This window comes from Planomonospora sp. ID82291, assembly GCF_015711645.1.
In the GTDB taxonomy this organism is placed as follows: Bacteria; Actinomycetota; Actinomycetes; order Streptosporangiales; family Streptosporangiaceae; genus Planomonospora.
The window spans coordinates 37,754-53,558 of record NZ_JABTEX010000008.1; the positions used below are offsets into that span (position 1 = coordinate 37,754).

General features: G+C 69.3%; 18 protein-coding genes. 12 read left to right on the forward strand and 6 right to left on the reverse strand.

The window, feature by feature from the left end; all coding sequences use genetic code 11:
• Positions 1–6: 6 nt before the first annotated feature.
• Both HS045_RS31580 and HS045_RS31585 read left to right on the forward strand, forming a co-directional pair.
• Positions 7–1,746 (forward strand): carbamoyltransferase C-terminal domain-containing protein, encoded by a 1,740-nt coding sequence (locus tag HS045_RS31580; RefSeq protein WP_196455277.1) that lies wholly within the window; start codon positions 7–9, stop codon positions 1,744–1,746.
• Positions 1,733–2,341 carry an HD domain-containing protein gene (locus HS045_RS31585; RefSeq protein ID WP_196455278.1) on the forward strand — a complete coding sequence of 203 codons (609 nt, stop codon included), beginning with the start codon at positions 1,733–1,735 and terminating at the stop codon, positions 2,339–2,341. The genes HS045_RS31580 and HS045_RS31585 overlap by 14 nt, the downstream gene beginning before the upstream one ends.
• A gap of 121 nt (positions 2,342–2,462) precedes the next feature.
• Here HS045_RS31585 and gltX read toward each other — a convergent pair whose 3' ends face one another.
• The gene (gene gltX / locus HS045_RS31590; RefSeq protein WP_196455279.1) at positions 2,463–3,884 is read right to left on the reverse strand and encodes a glutamate--tRNA ligase; all 1,422 of its coding nucleotides are present in this window, start codon (positions 3,882–3,884) and stop codon (positions 2,463–2,465) included.
• A gap of 187 nt (positions 3,885–4,071) precedes the next feature.
• Between gltX and HS045_RS31595 the strand changes: the two genes are divergently transcribed.
• The 4 genes from HS045_RS31595 (at position 4,072) to HS045_RS31610 (ending at position 6,044) form a co-directional block, all read left to right on the forward strand.
• A complete protein-coding gene (locus HS045_RS31595) occupies positions 4,072–4,335 on the forward strand; it encodes a hypothetical protein (RefSeq protein WP_196455280.1) in 264 nt (87 codons plus the stop codon).
• 15 nt (positions 4,336–4,350) lie between these two features.
• Positions 4,351–4,695, forward strand: a complete 345-nt coding sequence (locus tag HS045_RS31600) for a hypothetical protein (RefSeq protein WP_196455281.1) — start codon at positions 4,351–4,353, stop codon at positions 4,693–4,695.
• A gap of 364 nt (positions 4,696–5,059) precedes the next feature.
• On the forward strand, positions 5,060–5,548 hold the full coding sequence (ispF, locus tag HS045_RS31605; protein WP_196455377.1) for a 2-C-methyl-D-erythritol 2,4-cyclodiphosphate synthase: 489 nt from the start codon (positions 5,060–5,062) through the stop codon (positions 5,546–5,548).
• 46 nt (positions 5,549–5,594) lie between these two features.
• On the forward strand, positions 5,595–6,044 hold the full coding sequence (locus HS045_RS31610; RefSeq protein ID WP_196455282.1) for an NUDIX domain-containing protein: 450 nt from the start codon (positions 5,595–5,597) through the stop codon (positions 6,042–6,044).
• A 35-nt stretch (positions 6,045–6,079) separates the two neighbouring features.
• On the opposite strand, the gene HS045_RS31615 is transcribed toward HS045_RS31610, so the two are convergent.
• Positions 6,080–7,051 (reverse strand): phosphotransferase family protein, encoded by a 972-nt coding sequence (locus HS045_RS31615; RefSeq protein ID WP_196455283.1) that lies wholly within the window; start codon positions 7,049–7,051, stop codon positions 6,080–6,082.
• A gap of 131 nt (positions 7,052–7,182) precedes the next feature.
• Between HS045_RS31615 and HS045_RS31620 the strand changes: the two genes are divergently transcribed.
• A complete protein-coding gene (locus tag HS045_RS31620; RefSeq protein ID WP_196455284.1) occupies positions 7,183–7,971 on the forward strand; it encodes a methyltransferase in 789 nt (262 codons plus the stop codon).
• A gap of 4 nt (positions 7,972–7,975) precedes the next feature.
• A complete protein-coding gene (locus HS045_RS35675) occupies positions 7,976–8,752 on the forward strand; it encodes an NUDIX domain-containing protein (RefSeq protein ID WP_196455285.1) in 777 nt (258 codons plus the stop codon).
• A gap of 88 nt (positions 8,753–8,840) precedes the next feature.
• Here the strand turns inward: HS045_RS35675 and HS045_RS31630 are convergent, their stop codons facing one another.
• A complete protein-coding gene (locus HS045_RS31630) occupies positions 8,841–9,251 on the reverse strand; it encodes an NUDIX hydrolase (protein WP_196455286.1) in 411 nt (136 codons plus the stop codon).
• A gap of 348 nt (positions 9,252–9,599) precedes the next feature.
• Positions 9,600–10,403 carry a C39 family peptidase gene (locus HS045_RS31635; protein ID WP_196455287.1) on the reverse strand — a complete coding sequence of 268 codons (804 nt, stop codon included), beginning with the start codon at positions 10,401–10,403 and terminating at the stop codon, positions 9,600–9,602.
• Positions 10,404–10,715: 312 nt separating this feature from the next.
• Between HS045_RS31635 and HS045_RS31640 the strand changes: the two genes are divergently transcribed.
• Entirely contained in the window at positions 10,716–11,216 is a 501-nt protein-coding gene (locus HS045_RS31640) for an NUDIX hydrolase (RefSeq protein WP_196455288.1), read from the forward strand.
• Between the two features lie 43 nt (positions 11,217–11,259).
• Here the strand turns inward: HS045_RS31640 and HS045_RS31645 are convergent, their stop codons facing one another.
• Positions 11,260–12,144 carry a glycosyltransferase family 2 protein gene (locus tag HS045_RS31645; RefSeq protein WP_196455289.1) on the reverse strand — a complete coding sequence of 295 codons (885 nt, stop codon included), beginning with the start codon at positions 12,142–12,144 and terminating at the stop codon, positions 11,260–11,262.
• Positions 12,145–12,374: 230 nt separating this feature from the next.
• The gene (locus HS045_RS31650) at positions 12,375–12,668 is read right to left on the reverse strand and encodes a hypothetical protein (protein ID WP_196455378.1); all 294 of its coding nucleotides are present in this window, start codon (positions 12,666–12,668) and stop codon (positions 12,375–12,377) included.
• A gap of 59 nt (positions 12,669–12,727) precedes the next feature.
• Here HS045_RS31650 and HS045_RS31655 point away from each other — a divergent pair, with 59 nt between their 5' ends.
• The 3 genes from HS045_RS31655 to HS045_RS31665 all read left to right on the forward strand — a co-directional run bounded on the left by HS045_RS31655 (position 12,728) and on the right by HS045_RS31665 (position 15,576).
• Positions 12,728–13,459, forward strand: coding sequence for a phosphotransferase family protein (locus HS045_RS31655; protein ID WP_196455290.1), 732 nt, complete (start codon positions 12,728–12,730; stop codon positions 13,457–13,459).
• A gap of 154 nt (positions 13,460–13,613) precedes the next feature.
• On the forward strand, positions 13,614–14,420 hold the full coding sequence (locus tag HS045_RS31660; protein ID WP_196455291.1) for a BtpA/SgcQ family protein: 807 nt from the start codon (positions 13,614–13,616) through the stop codon (positions 14,418–14,420).
• 67 nt (positions 14,421–14,487) lie between these two features.
• Positions 14,488–15,576: an SIS domain-containing protein gene (locus HS045_RS31665; RefSeq protein ID WP_196455292.1), complete on the forward strand. Its 1,089-nt coding sequence runs from the start codon at positions 14,488–14,490 to the stop codon at positions 15,574–15,576.
• Positions 15,577–15,805 lie beyond the last annotated feature (229 nt).

The following is a 15,805-nucleotide window of genomic DNA, read 5'->3' on the forward strand; positions in this document are numbered from 1 at the left end:
GTACCTGTGCCCGCAGTTCTCGGCCTGAACTTCCATCACGACACCTCCGCCGCCCTGATCGTCGACGGCCATCTGTACGCCGCCGAGGAAGAACGCTGGAGCGGCATCAAACACCATCGGCGCACCCGTAAAGGCATTCTCACCGCCCCCACTCGTTCTCTGGCCTGGTGTCTGGAAGCTGCAGGCATCGTCCCTCAGGACGTGAACGCGGTCTGGGCGGCATCCATGAGGCCCAACCCGGCTGCCGGCTGGTGGCTGGCCAAGGAGCACGAGGAACTCTCTGCTCTGCTGCCCTCCCCGCTCGGGGAACGCCTGCGGCTGATCTCCCACCACACCGCCCACGTACTGGCCGGCTACCTGCTTTCGGGTCATGACCACGCCGCGGGCTTGGTCATCGACGCCGGCGGTTCGGCCCTCGGCGCCGATTTCGGGCCCGGCCGCGAACGCATCACCGGTTACGACCTGCGCTGCGACCGGGTCGACCGAGTACACCAGGCCATGCCGCTCATCGTCCCCGGGGTTTCGGGCCCGCGCCGGATCCACTCCTCGCTCGGCCACTTCTACCGGAACTTCGCGCTGCGCGTGATCCCGCCGGGAGACGAACCCGAAGGAAGCATGATGGCCTTGGCGGCCTTCGGCGACCCCGAGCGCTACCACGATCAGGTCAGAGAACTGGTCCGCCTCGGTGACGACGGCGAGATCCGCATCAGCCATCCGATGGGTTCCGCTGATACGGACAGCCCGTTGGTGATCGGAGGCCGCGTCTGGACGGCCGGAAACTCAGGTGAGGCACCGCAGGATGAACGGGCAGACCTGGCTGCCGCCGTCCAGCGGGTCTTCGCTGACGCCGTCATCCACGTGGCCCGGCATCTGCGGCGGCTCACCAGAGCCGACGCTTTGGTCTTCTCCGGTGGATGCGCCCTGAACTCCCACCTCAACGGCCATCTGGCGGACGACGGCGGCTTCGATACCCTGTTCGTGGCCCCGGCTCCACACGATGCCGGGACGGCGGTGGGGGCCGCGCTGTACGCCTGGCACTACCAACTGGGTCAAGATCGGCTTTCGGTTCCGTTCGATGCGGCGTGGGGACCGGAACCCGGCCCTATCCCCGCTGTCCCGCCTGCCGGATTCCGCGTCGTGACCGGCCTTGAGGAGGCACTGGTCCCAGCCGTGGCTACTCTGCTGGCTGATCATCGGATCGTCGGCTGGGTCAGCGGGCCGCTGGAATTCGGCCCTCGAGCCCTCGGCCACCGCTCGATCCTCGCCCATCCGGGTCACGCTGACACCCGTGACCGCCTCAACGCGATCAAGCAGCGGGCGGCCTACCGGCCGTTCGCGCCGGCTGTACTCATCGAGCACGCCGCCGACTGGTTTGAGACGCCCGGCGATCCGTTCATGAATCGCGTGGCCCGGGTCCGGCCGGACCGCGCTGGACGCATCGCCGCAGTAGTGCACCGCGACGGCACCGCCCGCGTGCAGCTCGTCGCCACTGACCACTATGGCCTGCGCCCCCTGCTGGAGGCCTTCCACCGCCGCACCGGTCTGCCGCTTGTGCTGAACACCTCCTTCAACCGCAAAGGCACTCCGATCCTGCGGACCGCCGAGCAGGCCGTACTCGCGGCGGCTGATCTCGGTCTAGACGCCGTCGCCGTCGGCGACACGCTCCTGCTCGCCGACCACATTCCCGATCCAAACGAGCATCTCCTGACCGGCGCAGGCGGAGGTGACCACTATGGCATCAGGTGACTTCGACGCGATTCTCACCGCTCTCGGCGTCGCCGCATGGGCTCCAGCAGATCGTCTCCGCGGGCGCAGCGCCGCCTTCTTGGCCCTCACCATCTACGCGGGCCACACCCGTGACCAGGGAACGCCCTACCTTGAGCATCCTCTCGCCGTCGTTGCGATACTGCGGGACGAGCTCACCGTCACCGTCACAGGCACGCTCCTGCTCGGTCTGCTGCACGACGCCTTGGAAGTCTCTCCCTCGTCGGGCCCGCTGATCACCGCACGGCTAGGAGAGGAGTTCACCGAGCGGCTCCGCACGATGACTCCTGATCACCGCTTGGAGCAGCGCTCCAAAGAACCGGGTGACGAGGCTGCCTGGAGAGCCAAGACCGCCCGTCTGGGTGCGGAAGAGCTCGTGGTCCGGCTCGCCGACCGCATCCACAACCTACGCGACTTGGTCCGTTCTCCAAGCATTGGGCGTCGCGAGAAGTTCCTCTCCGCACTGGCAGGGTTCTACCTGCCGCTAGCCGAAAGCGCCCGCGCATCCAGCCTGGAGGTGGACGCGGCCTACCGGTTGCTCCACGCAGAGTACGAGCGTCACCGACCGAAGACCTGATCGTGAGACAGGTCCTGCGCTCCAGGCACCGGTGAAGCGACGCCTGGAGCCACGAGTCCGGGGCTTGGTCCGGCTCGCTTCATCGGCGCTTGGAGCGAGCCGTCGGCCGAATGGCCCTGCTTTATCGCTGCTGGGTGATCAACCGCTCGAGGGCGGTGTCCAGACGGGTCAGTACCCGGTCGCGGCCGAGCACCTCCATGGACTCGAACAGCGGCAGCCCGACCGTACGCCCTGTGACGGCGACCCGGATAGGAGCTTGCGCCTTGCCCAGCTTCAAGCCGTGCTTCTCACCGGCCCGGACGAGCACGGCCTTGAGGTTCTCAACCTCCCACTCTGCGGTGGCGTACTCGGCACGGGCATCGCGCAGGACATCGGCGGCACCCGCTTTCATCGCCTTGTTCCAGGAATCCTCGTCGTTGACGGGCTCATCCAGGAACAGGAAGTCGACATAGCTTGTGATCTCTGACAGGACCGCCAGGCGCGTCTGGGCCAGCGACGCCACCGACTCGAAGACCGCCTGGTTGAACGCCTCTGGTCTCCACGGCGCATATGGGGTGGTCAGCCACGGCGCGCACGCCGTGATAAACCGTTCGGGGGTCAGCGCCCGGATGTACTCGCCGTTGAACGCCGTCAGTTTCTTCACGTCGAAGAACGCCGGAGAGGCGTTGACGTCCTCAATGCGGAACAGGCGCTCCAGTTCCGCACGCGGCAGGATCTCCTGGTCTCCTCCTGGTCCCCATCCCAGGAGCATCAGGTAGTTCACCATCGCCTCGGGCAGGAAACCCTCGGAGAGGTAGTCCTCTAAGGCCACCTTGTCCCGGCGCTTGGACAGCTTCTGCCGCTTGTCGTTCACGATCACCGGCAGGTGCGCCCACACCGGAGGTTCGGCCCCGAGCGCCTCCCACAGCAACTGCTGCTTCGGTGTGTTCGACAGATGCTCCTCGCCACGGATGACCTGCGTGATGCCCTCGTCCAGGTCATCGACGACGTTGGCGATCAGGAAGACCGGCGAGCCGTCCCCGCGGGCGATCACGAAGTCCTCGATCGCGTCGTTAGGGAAAGCCGGTGTTCCGCGGATCAAGTCCACGACCACGGTTTCGCCTTGGTCCGGCGTGCGGAACCGCAACGCCCGCCCCTCCTTGGACGCTAGGCCACGATCCCGGCAGAACCCGTCGTAACCGAGATGCTCCGACCCGGTGCGTTCCTTGACCTGCTCACGGGTGCAGTCGCAGTAGTACGCCCGACCGGCGGAGTACAGCTGCTGCGCGGCCTTGCGGTGCCGGTCGGCGTTATGGGACTGAAAGTACGGGCCCTCGAAGGTCGGATCGCTGTCGTTGATACCGATCGCGGCTAGGGCGTTGACGATGCCCTCGATCCACTCCGGCTTGTTGCGGGCCGCGTCGGTGTCCTCAATCCTCAGGACGAACGTGCCGCCGGAATTGCGTGCCACCGCCCAGTTGTAGAGGGCAGTCCGGGCACCACCGACGTGGAACATACCAGTCGGGGAGGGAGCGAAACGAACACGAACCGGGGCGGCAGACATGTCGCACAGCTTATCGAGGGCACAGGCGCGTTTGCCGCGATCAACGCTAATCTGTACCTGATCTTCAGTAATCCGATCCGCCTGCCGTCCATACCTCTTGGCTTCCTGCGTACCGCTTCTCTCCCAGCATGGTCGGCGTCGGAGCTATCCTTCGTCACCGCCAAGCGGCCATCATCGGGATTCGTATGTGCCCAACACCCCCGCCGGGATCGAACGCGCCACCGCCGCGCTGGCGGTGGGGTTGCGCAAGCGCGGCCACGAGACGGTGGTGTTCACCGCCACCGGCCACGACGGCCCGGGCATCGTCCGGCTGCGCTCGCTGGAAGTCGACTTCCCCACCGATGACCGGACACTGCGCGCCGCCATCGACGCCTCATCGGTCCGCGAGGAGATCACCGAACTGCTGGAGCACTACCGCGCCGAGGCGGTCGTCTACACCGACGCCCTGTAGGGGCTCGGACGGGCGATGGCCGACCACCGGGCGCGCAAGGTGCTGGCCGCGCACGTCCTGGGCCACGACGAAGACCTGCAGCCGGCGCTGGAGCGCGCTGACGTCGTCATCACCCCCTCGGCCATCGTCCAACGCCAGGCGCTCGAGCAGGTGGCCGTCCTCCTCGGAGGAACCGACACCTGTCAGGAGATAACGCATCTCCTCACCACGATCGGCCTGCACTCCACCCTGGGCCGCGTCGGGTACCAGCCGCACGACATCTCCGGCTTCATCGCGCACATCACAGGAAACGTCGACAACGATCCTCACCCGGAGGTCACCACCGACCTCATTGCCGGCATCTACCACGACTCTTTGTGAAAACTCGCACCACTGATGAGGAACCGATGCCGACCATCCGCCATCGCCGGGCCGGACCCGGCAGACACGAGCCCGCACAGAACGCAGCCTCTCGGGCACCGATCACGCTGACGGGCGCACGACCGAGCGCAGGCGGACCAGCGGTGCGCCCTGGCGCGGTAGCCGCCGAACCGGGAATGTGGACAAGACGCTCCCTCATGACGCAGGAGGCCCGCCGAGCCGAGTCCGTTCCCTGCCGCTACTTCCCATTCATATAACCATGATCATGTAGGTGGTGTAATCTCTGCGCTCCAGCCAACCGCCTCCGTGCGAGAAGGGCTTTTAGGTGTCATCACCTGCCGATTTCCCGAACAACTCATTTCGGATGCCGCGAATTGGGACGGGAGTGGACATCCATCCATTCACGAAAGACCGGCCGATGAAGCTGGCCGGACTCGATTGGCCAGACGAACCCGTAGGACTGGCCGGTGAGCCGGACGGTGACGTCGTGGTCCATGCCGCGTGCAACGCGCTCCTGACTGCGGCGGACCTCGGTGATCTCGGAGCTCACTTCGACACGTCCACGCCGGAGTGGGAAGGCGTTCCCCCGACCCTGTTGCTGGCCGAAACCGCCCATCTGGTCCGCTCAACCGGTTTCGAGGTCGGCAACGTCTCTGTTCAGTTGATTGGCGAGTGGCCCAAACTGGGGCCCCGCAGGCAAGAGGCGCAGAAGGTCCTGGCCGCCGCGCTCGGCGCCCCGGTATTTCTCGGCGCCGCTACACCTGAGGGACTTGGCTCCCTGGGCCGAGGCGATGGTCTGATGGCGATCGCTAATGCGCTGCTTGTAGAGCCGACCGGCTCGCGCTGGCGCTGAGCGGCGCCTGACCCTTCGATGACATCCGCACCGGTGGAGGCACGACGTGAACAAGCTGCTGACCAGGCTGTGGCGGATGATCAAGCCCCTGCAGTGGCGACTGCTGTGGCTGATCCACGCCAAGTTCATGTGCGGCATCACCGCCGTCGTCCGCACCGACGACGGCCAGGTCCTGCTGCTGCGGCACCGCCTGTGGCCCGCTGACCGGCAATGGGGGTTTCCCACCGGATACGCCAACAAAGGCGAGACGCACGAGGACACCATCGCCCGGGAAGTCCGCGAGGAGACCGGCCTGACCGTGAAGGCCGGCCGCCTGCTCAAAGTGAACAGCGGCTACAAGCTCCGCATCGAGATCTTCTACGAGGCCGTCCTCGTCGGAGGCCTCGACACCCTCGCCCTGGACGGCAAGGAAGTGATCGAGGCCCGGCTGTTCGCGCCGGACGCGCTGCCCGAGGCGATGCCTGAAGCCCACCGGGAACTCGTTCGGCCGGCCTGACCCGGCCGCACGTCGGCGGCTTCCCGTCCTGCCGGTCACGACCCCCGGGACGGCCGGTCCTTGATCCGCTCCCGCAGGACGGCGAGGGCCTTGGCGGCCATCGGGTGGCCAGCAGGACGCGTCAGCAGCTCGGATAGGGCGAACAGGTCCAGTGCGCAGCTGATCTCTTCCCAGTGCTGCGGCAGGGCTCCGCCGCTGTCGTGGTAGGCGGCGAGGAAGCCGTGCTGGAACCCGGGCGGGAGTTCGCCCGGGTAGCGCAGCATGTTGCCGACGTCGAACAGCGGGGACCCGGAGAAGGCGTACTCCCAGTCCAGGATCGCCGCCACTTGCCAGCCGTCGGAGTCCGGGCGAACCATGATGTTCTTGGCGTTGAAGTCGGCATGCACCAGGCGAGCGACACCGGCCACCGCCGCCGTCAGCGGGGCATTGTCGGCGGCGAGCCGCACCAGGGCCTTGCGTTCGCTCCCGGACAGCGCCACGCCGGCGCCTGCGCGGGCCAGGCACGCCTCGATGAAGGCCGGTAGGTCATCGTGGTGGTCCGGGGGCCGAGCATCAGGCTGGAGGTCGTCGCCGGAGAAGAACCCGGGGCGGTCGAACCGTATCGAGCTGACCGCGGCCAGGGCCTGGCCCACGCTCTGCCCCAGCTGGGCTCCGGCCTGTTCGTCGGCGTTGGCGAAGGTCTCGTTCAGCGGGATGCCGGAAACGAACCGCGTCAGCAGGAACGGCTCGCCAAGGAGCGTCCCGTCGGCGTTGGCGTGCACGACGTCCGGCACCGGCACCCGATCGGCGAGCAGGCCCAGCACCGCCGCTTCCACCGCGCACGTGTTGCGGCGCGGATAGCGCCGCAGGACGAACTCCTGTCCGCGGTCGGTGTGCAACAGCACCGTGTCGCCGCTGAACCCGCCGGTCAGCCAGCGCGCGCCGACCACCCGCGCGCCGGAGAGCACCTGTCGGCTCAGCACCTCCCGGGTACCGGGTTCGAGAAAACCGTCAACGGGATTATTCATGGCTGCCAGACTCCCCGATGAACGTCCGTGGCCGCAGCGGAACGCGCCAGCGATCCGCTGCGGCCTGCACCGCGCGGGGATCTTCCGCTGTGATCGGCTGCTCTGCCCGTCAACGAAAGGAGGCTCCGGCCGTGACCGGTAACACGTGGACGGCTTCGGGTGGGGAGCTGGCCGACTCCTACGACCGCCACGGCGGCACGCTGCGCGGCGCACTGCGACATGCGCTGATCGCCCGCGTGGTGCGCGCCCATCTGCCGCTGGCTCCGCAGAGGGTGCTGGACGTCGGGGGTGGCGGCGCCCAGCAGGCTCTCGCGCTGGCGCGAGCCGGCCACCACGTCACCGTGCTGGATCCGGACCCGCGGATGCTCCAGCAGGCCGAGGCCCGCCTGGCCGCCGAACCCGAGCACGTCCGCAACCGGGTCGTGCTCGTGGCGGGCACCGGCGAGCGGGCCGCTGACCTGGTCGGCGGCGGCTTCGACGCGGCGTCCTGTCACGGCGTGCTCATGTATACGGCCGATCCACTGCCGCTGCTGGCGGCGCTCGTCGACGCGGTCCGGCCCGGCGGCATGCTCTCGGTGGCGACCAAGCAGCCCGCACTGGCCATGCGGCCGGGCCTGAGCGGTCAGTGGGAGCGCGCGCTGGAGCTCCTGGACGCCACCGCCGAGGTCGGCAACCTCCGCGCGGCCACCTACGCCCGCAGCGTGGACGAGCTGTCTGAGGTGCTCGACGGTCTCGGGGCCGCGGTGTCCGCCTGGTACGGCGTGCGCATCTTCACCGACCACCTCGGCGACGCCCCCGTACCCGAGCAGGAGGAGTTCGATCGGATCCTGGAGGCCGAGTGGCAGGCCGGGTGCCGCGATCCGTACCGGCGCATCGCGCGGATGATCCACCTGATCGCCCACCGTGCCGTCGTGGTATGAACCGGTGACCGAGACGCCGCCGGTAGGTGTTGAGCTCTTCGGCGTTCACCGGCTCCGGCTGACGGAGGTCGCCGCCCCGCGGTTGTCACCCGAAGACGAGCTGGCCAGAGACCGGGTGTGGGATGCGGCGGTTCAGGCCAACCCGAATCTCTTCGACGGGCCGGTCGTGGCGTGCGCCGGGCTGGAGCGGGAGGGCCCACGCAGTCTCGTCCTGACCTGGGCGCGGGTGACCTACCGGCACTACGCCCTGCGCCAAGTCCCGGGAGCCACCGGCTGGCTGCCGTCGCTGTTCGTGAACGCCGTGCAGCCGACGGATGACGGGCGGGTGCTGGTGGCGCGGATGTCATCGTCAACGGCCGCTCCGGGCCGCTGGCAGTTGCCGGGCGGATCGGTGGAGCCACCCCAAGACCATGAGGTGCTGGATGAGGCGGCGCTGCGTCGGCATGCCGCGCGTGAGCTGACCGAAGAGACCGGTCTCGATACGGCGCCTGAGGAGTTGACCTTGTGGGCCGTTACGCGCGGCGAGCATCGCAGCGTCGGCCTGGTCTTCCTGGCCCCGCCCCGGCGGGTATCGGTGCTGGGAGAGCGCTTCGCGGCGCTGGTGACCGCCGGGCAGGCCGCAGGGCGTGAATCCGAGCTGGACCGGATCGCGGTGGTGGGCTCGGCCGCTGAGCTCGCGAACTTGAGCGGTCCGCACGCGGACTATCTGGAGCCGGTCGTGCGCTGCTACACCGAGCAGTTGCCGGGGTGCGGCGCAGGAGATCCGCCGGCCATGCGCTGACCGCGATCAAAGCTCCGGTCAGCGCGGGCCTCCACCCGTTGAGGGCAGCCCGCGCACCGCCCGCTCTATCACGGTCCCGAAGATCGGCTCAGCACGCTGATGTGAGCAGTCCCGCGGCCACGAGCCCGGCCAGGGCCATGTCCGCGTCCGTCAGCTGACCGCCGAGCACATGCTGAATGTAGTGACCCACCGGCAGCGTGACCGGCTCGATGAACTCTGCTTCGTCCGGACCCGGCTCGGCTACCTTGCGGCAGCCGCGGGCCAGCACCGCGTGGCGCACGTGCGTGGCGTAGGCGGCCAGGTAGGTCTGCATGACGACCTCAAGCGAGCCGGCCTGATAACCGGTCTCTTCCAGCAGTTCTCTCGCGGCCGCGACCGTCACCGGTTCGTTCGCCTCGACGAGGCCTCCGGGCAGCTCCAGCAGGACCTTGTCCGGTCCGGGACGGTACTGGCGTACCAGCACCGCCTGATCGTCAGCGGTGAGGGCGACGATCGCCACTGTCGGTCCGCCGTACAAGATGTCCCAGTCGTCTTCCCGGCCGTCCGGGTATCGGTATCGGTGGCGCCGGACCTTCAGGTACCCGGCCGGTTCGCTGCGTTGACCCAGCAGTGTCCACCGCTGGACATGATCATGGGAAGAAGGCACACGCCACCCTACAGACGTGACGGGCCGAACCACCGGCCAGAGGCAATCCGGCGTGCTGTGCGGGAAGAGTTCCGCAGCCGGCGCGAAGGAGAAGCCGGATCACGGCAGAAGAGGGGCTGCGGTGGCCGCCGGATCAGGTGGCATATCGGTACCGGATCAGCGTCCGCTGGTTGCTTCGGTGATCCTCAGCGAAAGACGCGGCTAACATGTGCTCGTCCTTGCCGCCGGCAGGGGGGCGAAGGTGATGGCTCGCCCGGTGTAGGAGGCGGCGAGGCGGCGCAGCGGCACCCGGTTATGGGTCTGTCCCCAGGCGGATGGGTCGCGGATGAGGATGTCCGGGTCAGGGCCGTCGTCGGTGTAGCCGCGGGCGATGACGAGGTGGCCGCCTCTGCGGCCGTCGTCGGGGAACCGCTCGGTGATGGAGATGATCAGCGGGGCGTCGTCGAGTACGCCGGTCAGGGCATCGGCCGCGACGGGTTCGGCGCGGCCTGGGACTCCGAAGCCGGTGGCCATCTCGGCGATGCCGGCGTGCAGCCAGCCCCGCTCGGTGAGAGCGTTCTGCTTGACGCCGAGCTTCAGCAGCTCGGTGACCGAGGGGGCCTCGCGGCCGTAGGAGAGCAGGATCATCCGCAGGGCTGCCATGCCGCACGCTCGGTCGGACCACTCCATCCGGTCGCCCAGCACCCACCCTCCGTGCAGGTCCCATTCGGCGGGATCGACGAGCTGGCGGCACATGGGCACATCATGGACTCGGACGCGGAACATCTCACTCCCGGTGGTCAGATCGGTGAACAGGCCGGCGTGTTGCGCTGCCTTGGAGGTTTCGTCGGGCTGCAGGACCATCTGCAGGCAGGCCATGCCGCAGCAGTGCCGGCACCAGTGCCCGTACTCTTCCCGCGAGCGGGCGCCGGAGGCTCGCCAGAGCGGATCGTCGGCCGCCTCGGCACCGTGGTAGGTGATGGCCGCGATCCGCTCCGGGCTCATGTACTGGGTGTAGATCGCCACCTGGTCATGACACGTCGGCCTGCAGCCGTCTGGCCGCGTGCACGCCCGGCATCCCACCATTACCCCCCGCATCACTGCTCAGCGACCGAAGCACCGCCCCGGCGATGTTCCCCGTCGGAAGCGGCGACACCCATCGTGCCTGCGCCGGGAGTGATACGCCGGGGGTTTCCTCCGCCCGGCATGACGGACGGCCACGCGGCCGGAGGGGAAACGCGTGACGGGAAGGAAACCCCCCGGCTCGCCTACCCACCTCTCGACCGGGACGTGCGTTTCATCGGCCGCGGGCGGCGCCGTCCGGTTACGGTCACAGACATGACGATGGACGAGTCCTCAGCTGTTCCCCTCGACCCGTACGCGGCGACGCTGGCCCGCAAATGGATGGCCGCGACCGTCCTGCTGCGCAACGCGGCCGGGGAGGTGCTGCTGGTCGACCCGACGTACAAGCCGCTGTTCGAGCTGCCCGGCGGAGCCATCGACGAGAACGAGCCGCCGCGGGCCGCCGCTCGCAGAGAGGTCCGGGAAGAGCTCGGGTTCGACCGGCCGGTGGGGCGGCTGCTGGGGATGGACTGGGTGCCGCCGAAGCCCGGCTGGCCGGACGGGATGATCCTGCTGTACGACGGCGGGGTGCTCACCGACGCTGAGATCACCGCGATCCGGTTGCCGCCGGAGGAGCTGGCCGGGTGGGTGTTCGCGGCACCGGATCAGCTGTCGGCGCTCTTGCCCGAGCATATGGTCCGGCGGGTCACCGCGTGCCTGAGCGCTCTGGAAGCCGGGACGGTGGCGTCGTTGGAGCACGGCCATCCGGCTCGGTGATCGGGCGCGTCGGGAAGCTCGTACGTCTTCGCTGATCAGACGCTCACACGATCGGAGGGCGGCCGGCGCGGGTCAGCCGCAGCACGGTGGTCCAGGACATCGGCCGGCGGTGTCCGTGTCCGCCCTTGATGCCTTCGCGCAGGCCGGCGAACCAGACGGCGAGGTTGGCGCGGGAGCGGATCCGGGCGACGCTGAGCACCGTCCAGGCCGCCAGGTAGACGGGGATCAAGGGGACGGGCAGGCGGCGGTAGGCGAGCCAGACGCGGTTGCGGGCGACGAGACGGTAGAAGGCGGCGTGCCGGGAGGGGTCGGTCGCGGGGTGGTGAATGACGATGTCGGGTGCATACCATCCGGTACGCCCGAGATCCCACAATTTCCACGCCAAGTCGATGCCCTCGTGGAAGAGGAAGAATCGGCCGGGCCAGCCGCCGACCTGCTCGTAGTCGGTTCGGCGCACGAGGACCACGCCCTCGGCCATGACGGTGACGGTGCCGGGCCGGGTGGCGTCGCCGGCGCGCAAGCGCGGTACCCAGCGGCGCAGGGTGATGCCGGTGTCGGGGTCGGCGATGCGGGGCTGGATGTAGGCGGCTTCGGGGTGGCGGCGGGCTTCGGCGACGAGCCGGGCGAGCACGTCGGAGGTGGGCAGGACGGCGTCGTTGTCGAAGAAGAACACGAACTCGCCGCAGTCCGGTCCGGCCAGCGCGTCGGCGCCGGCGTTGCGGCCCTGGGGGATGCCTTCGTTGACGGGCAGGGTGACGGTGCGCACGCCGGCGGGCACGTGGTCGGGCTCGACTCCGTTGCCCACGATGACCACCCGCAGTTCGACGTCCTGCTGGGCGAGAACGGAGGCCATCGCCTGGGGGAACGCGGCAGGCCGGTCGTTCATGGTGAGGACCACCACGTCGATGGTGGCCTTCGGGCTGGTCATCACGTCTCCTGGGCAGGGTGAAGCGCTCGGTGTGCAGGGACGGGCGAGGCGGTCTGGTCATGCGCTGGTTGCCGTACCGTCACGTGGTCGTCGTCGTGTTGTGGCTCACCTTAGCGCCGCATCAGCCGGTCACCGGGTAAACCAGCGCTGGGACAGTGCACGTCTGCGAACTGGGAGGACTCCAGTCTGCGGACAGGCCGGGCGGGATTGCTCAGCCCGTCACACCGTGATCATGTGACGGTGGGCTGGATGACGAGGGATCCCGCGGCGGTGTCGATCGTCGCCTGCGTGCCCAAGGGGATGGTCGGAGGGTTGTCGCCGTGCCCGGCGGGGAGCCCGCCGAGGATCGGTATGCCGAGTCGGGTCAGCCGGTCGTGCAGCACGTCGACGATTCCCCATCCGCCCAGTGTCGCGTCGTCTGCGTCACGTTCGAAGTCGATGAACTGGCCCAGTGCGATCCCGCCCATCCCGTCAAGGGCGTCGGGGCGGGTCAGCTGGGTCAGGGCGCGGTCGACCTCGCCCAGCCCCGTGCCGCCCTCCGCGGTACACGGAGGACAATCCGGACCAGGACAGAGAGGCTACGGTGAGCAAGGAACCGAACGAAAAGGCACTTACCGGGGGACGCATGACCCCGGGCGTCGTGCGAGTGGGCACCCGCGTGCACCGGCCGGTGAGCGCATCGTCGGCGTTCGTCGCCGATCTGCTCCGGCTCGTGGAGCGGCGGGGCTTCGACGGCGCGCCGCGCTATCTCGGGCAATCCGACGGCATGGACGTCTTCACCTATCTGCCCGGTGAGGTCCCGGCGCGCCTCCAGGTCTGGTCCGATGAGCAGGTGGCGGATGCTGGGGCGTTGCTGCGCGCCCTGCATGAGGCCACCCGCGGCAGCGAACTGGCGGGCCGCTGGCCGGTGATCTGCCACCATGACCCGGGGCCGAACAACGTGGTTTTCCTCGACGGTGTGCCGAGCGCGTTCATCGACTTCGACCTGGCCGCGCCCGGCAGTCCGCTGGAGGATCTCGGGTATGCCGCCTGGACCTGGTGCGTCTCGGCCAAGCAGGTGGTGCCCGTGAAACGGCAGGCCGAGCAGGTGCGCATCCTGGCCGACGCCTACGGCCTGCACGGACCACAGCGCGGCGCCCTGGTCGATGCGATGCTCGAACGCCAGGTGCGCAACGTGCGTTTCTGGGCCGAACTGCTGGCCGCCGGTACCGCGCCGGCCGTCCCTGAGGTCGTCGCCGAGCGCATCGCCTGGAGCCGGCGCGAGCATGCCTTCACCCACGCGCATCGCGAGGTCGTCGACCGCGCGCTGGCCTGAGCCGCTCCTTCCTGTGATCGCACGCGGGCCGATCAGGATCTGTACCGGCCGCGCCGGAGGTGACATGGTGGAGAGGTCCCTGTACTGATCTTGACGCCGGTGCGCGCGGCGGTCACCGCAGATCGGCGGCGAGGCATCGCGGTGGGAGGTGGGCGTGCGGTCCTTCGAGACGCTGGGGCGGCGCAAGGCCGTTCTGGGGATGATCCATCTGCAGCCGTTGCCGGGCACCCCCTTTCACCGGGAGGGCAGTTTCGAGCAGATCCTCCACACCGCCGTCGCCTCGGCCCGCGCGCTGGAGGACGGCGGCGCGGACGGCTGCCTGATCCAGACCGTGGACCGGGTGTACGGCACGGGTGAGGAGTGCGACCCGGCGCGTATCGCCGCGATCAGCCTGATCACCCGCGCCGTGACCGAGGCCACGGGCCCGGCGTTTCAGGTCGGGGTGCAGCTGATGCGTAACGCGGTACAGGCGTCGCTGGCGGTGGCCAAGGTCGCCGGCGGCACCTTCGTGCGGGCGGGCGCGATCGTCGGGGCGACGCTGACCTCGCATGGCATGGTCGAGGCCGATCCGCTGGCGGTGATGGACTACCGCAAGAAGATCGACGCCTGGGACGTCAAGATCATCGCTGAGGTGGAGTCGATGCACTTCACGTGGTTCGGCGGCGGCAAGACCGTCGCCCAGGTCGCTCAGGCGGCCCGGCAGGTGGGCGCGGACGCGGTGTCGCTGTGCCATGAGGACGAGACCAGGATGCTGGAGATGATCGCTGCGGTGCGCGCCGCCGCCCCGGGCTTGCCGATCATCCTGGCCGGCCACACCCACCACGGCAACGCCGCCCGGTTGCTGGCGGCCGCCGACGGCGCGTTCGTCGGCACCTGCCTGGAGCGCGGCGGCTGGGGCGGGCAGATCGACGCGGGCAAGGTCACGGCGTACATGGAGATCGTGCGCGGCCTGGAGTCATGACCGCCCCCCCACGACCGGACCCGGACCCGGGCAGCGGCGGGAGAGACGAGATGGGAGGAACAGGCCGGTGGAGAACTCCCCCTACACCCTGCAGGAGATGCTCGCCCAGGTCGGTGCGCTGGCCGCCGACGTGCGCGCGCTGGCGGGCCCGGCCGCCGAGCAGGTCGAGGCGCTGCTGGGCGCTCCCGGCTGGGCGCAGGCCTCGCAGGTCTACCTCACCGGCGACGGCGACTCCTTCCACGCCGCGCTCGCCGCCGAGCTGGCGTTTGAGTCCCTGGCCGGTGTCACGTGCGAGCCGTTGAGCGCGCTGCGGTTCCTGCGCTACGGCGCCTCCTGGGAGCGGCCGCCCGCCCTGGCCCCGGGCAGCGTGGTCATCGGCATCTCCGCCTCCGGCCGGACCGAGCGGGTCGTGCAGGCGCTGGAGCGGGCCCGCGAGCACGGGGCGCTGACCGTGGCGCTGACCGCCACCCCGCACAGCGCGCTCACCCGCGCCGCCGGTCAGGCGCTCGTGCTGACGCCGGCGGGCGCCGGACGATCACCCGGCATCCGCACCTACCAGGCGAGCCTGCTGGGCCTGGCGCTGCTGGCCATCGGCCTGGGCCGGCGGCGCGGCCGGTATCCGGCGGCGCACGCTGACCTGCTGCACGCGGAGATCCGGGCCCTCGCCGACGCCATCGAGGCCACCGCCGCGGCGGTCAAAGACCCGTGCGCCGAGCTCGCCGCCCGCATCGCCCACACCCCTGTCATGATCATGCTGGGGAGCGGGCCCGGCTTCGGCACCGCCTGCTTCGCCGCCGCCAAACTCGTCGAAGCCGCCGGCGTGCTGGCCGTCGGCCAGGACCTGGAGGAGTGGGAGCAGGTCGAGGCTCTGGCCTATCCCCGGGACATGCCCACCGTCGTGATCGCTCCCCCGGGCCGCTGCCACGACCGGGCGCACGCGGTGGCCACTGCGGCGCGTTCCTTCGGCCGGAGGGTCATCGCCGTGGCCGAGGCCGGCGACCAGGAGCTCGCCGAGGCGGCCGAGGTCGTGCTGCCGGTGTGCGGCAGGGTGCGCGAGGAGTGGAGCCCGCTGCTGTTTCATGTGTTCGCCGGGTACCTGGCCTGTTTCGTGGCCGGGCGGCTGGGGCGGCTGCCGTTTGCGACCAACCGCCGGTGACAGGCGGCGGTGCCGTGAAAGCTGGGCTGGTCGGTGATGTGCGTCAGTAGGCTGGCGCGGTGCGCATCGGGTCGACCTCAACTTCCTTGATCATTTTTCGCGGGAACTCTGCGGAGGGAAACCCGGGTTCCGCAGTTGGTGGTCACACATGATGCCGAATCTGGTGTGTGAGCTGCGGAAACGCCGACAAGGCCGGGAGAAGGCGTGTGCCCACGCTCTCCCGGCCTGC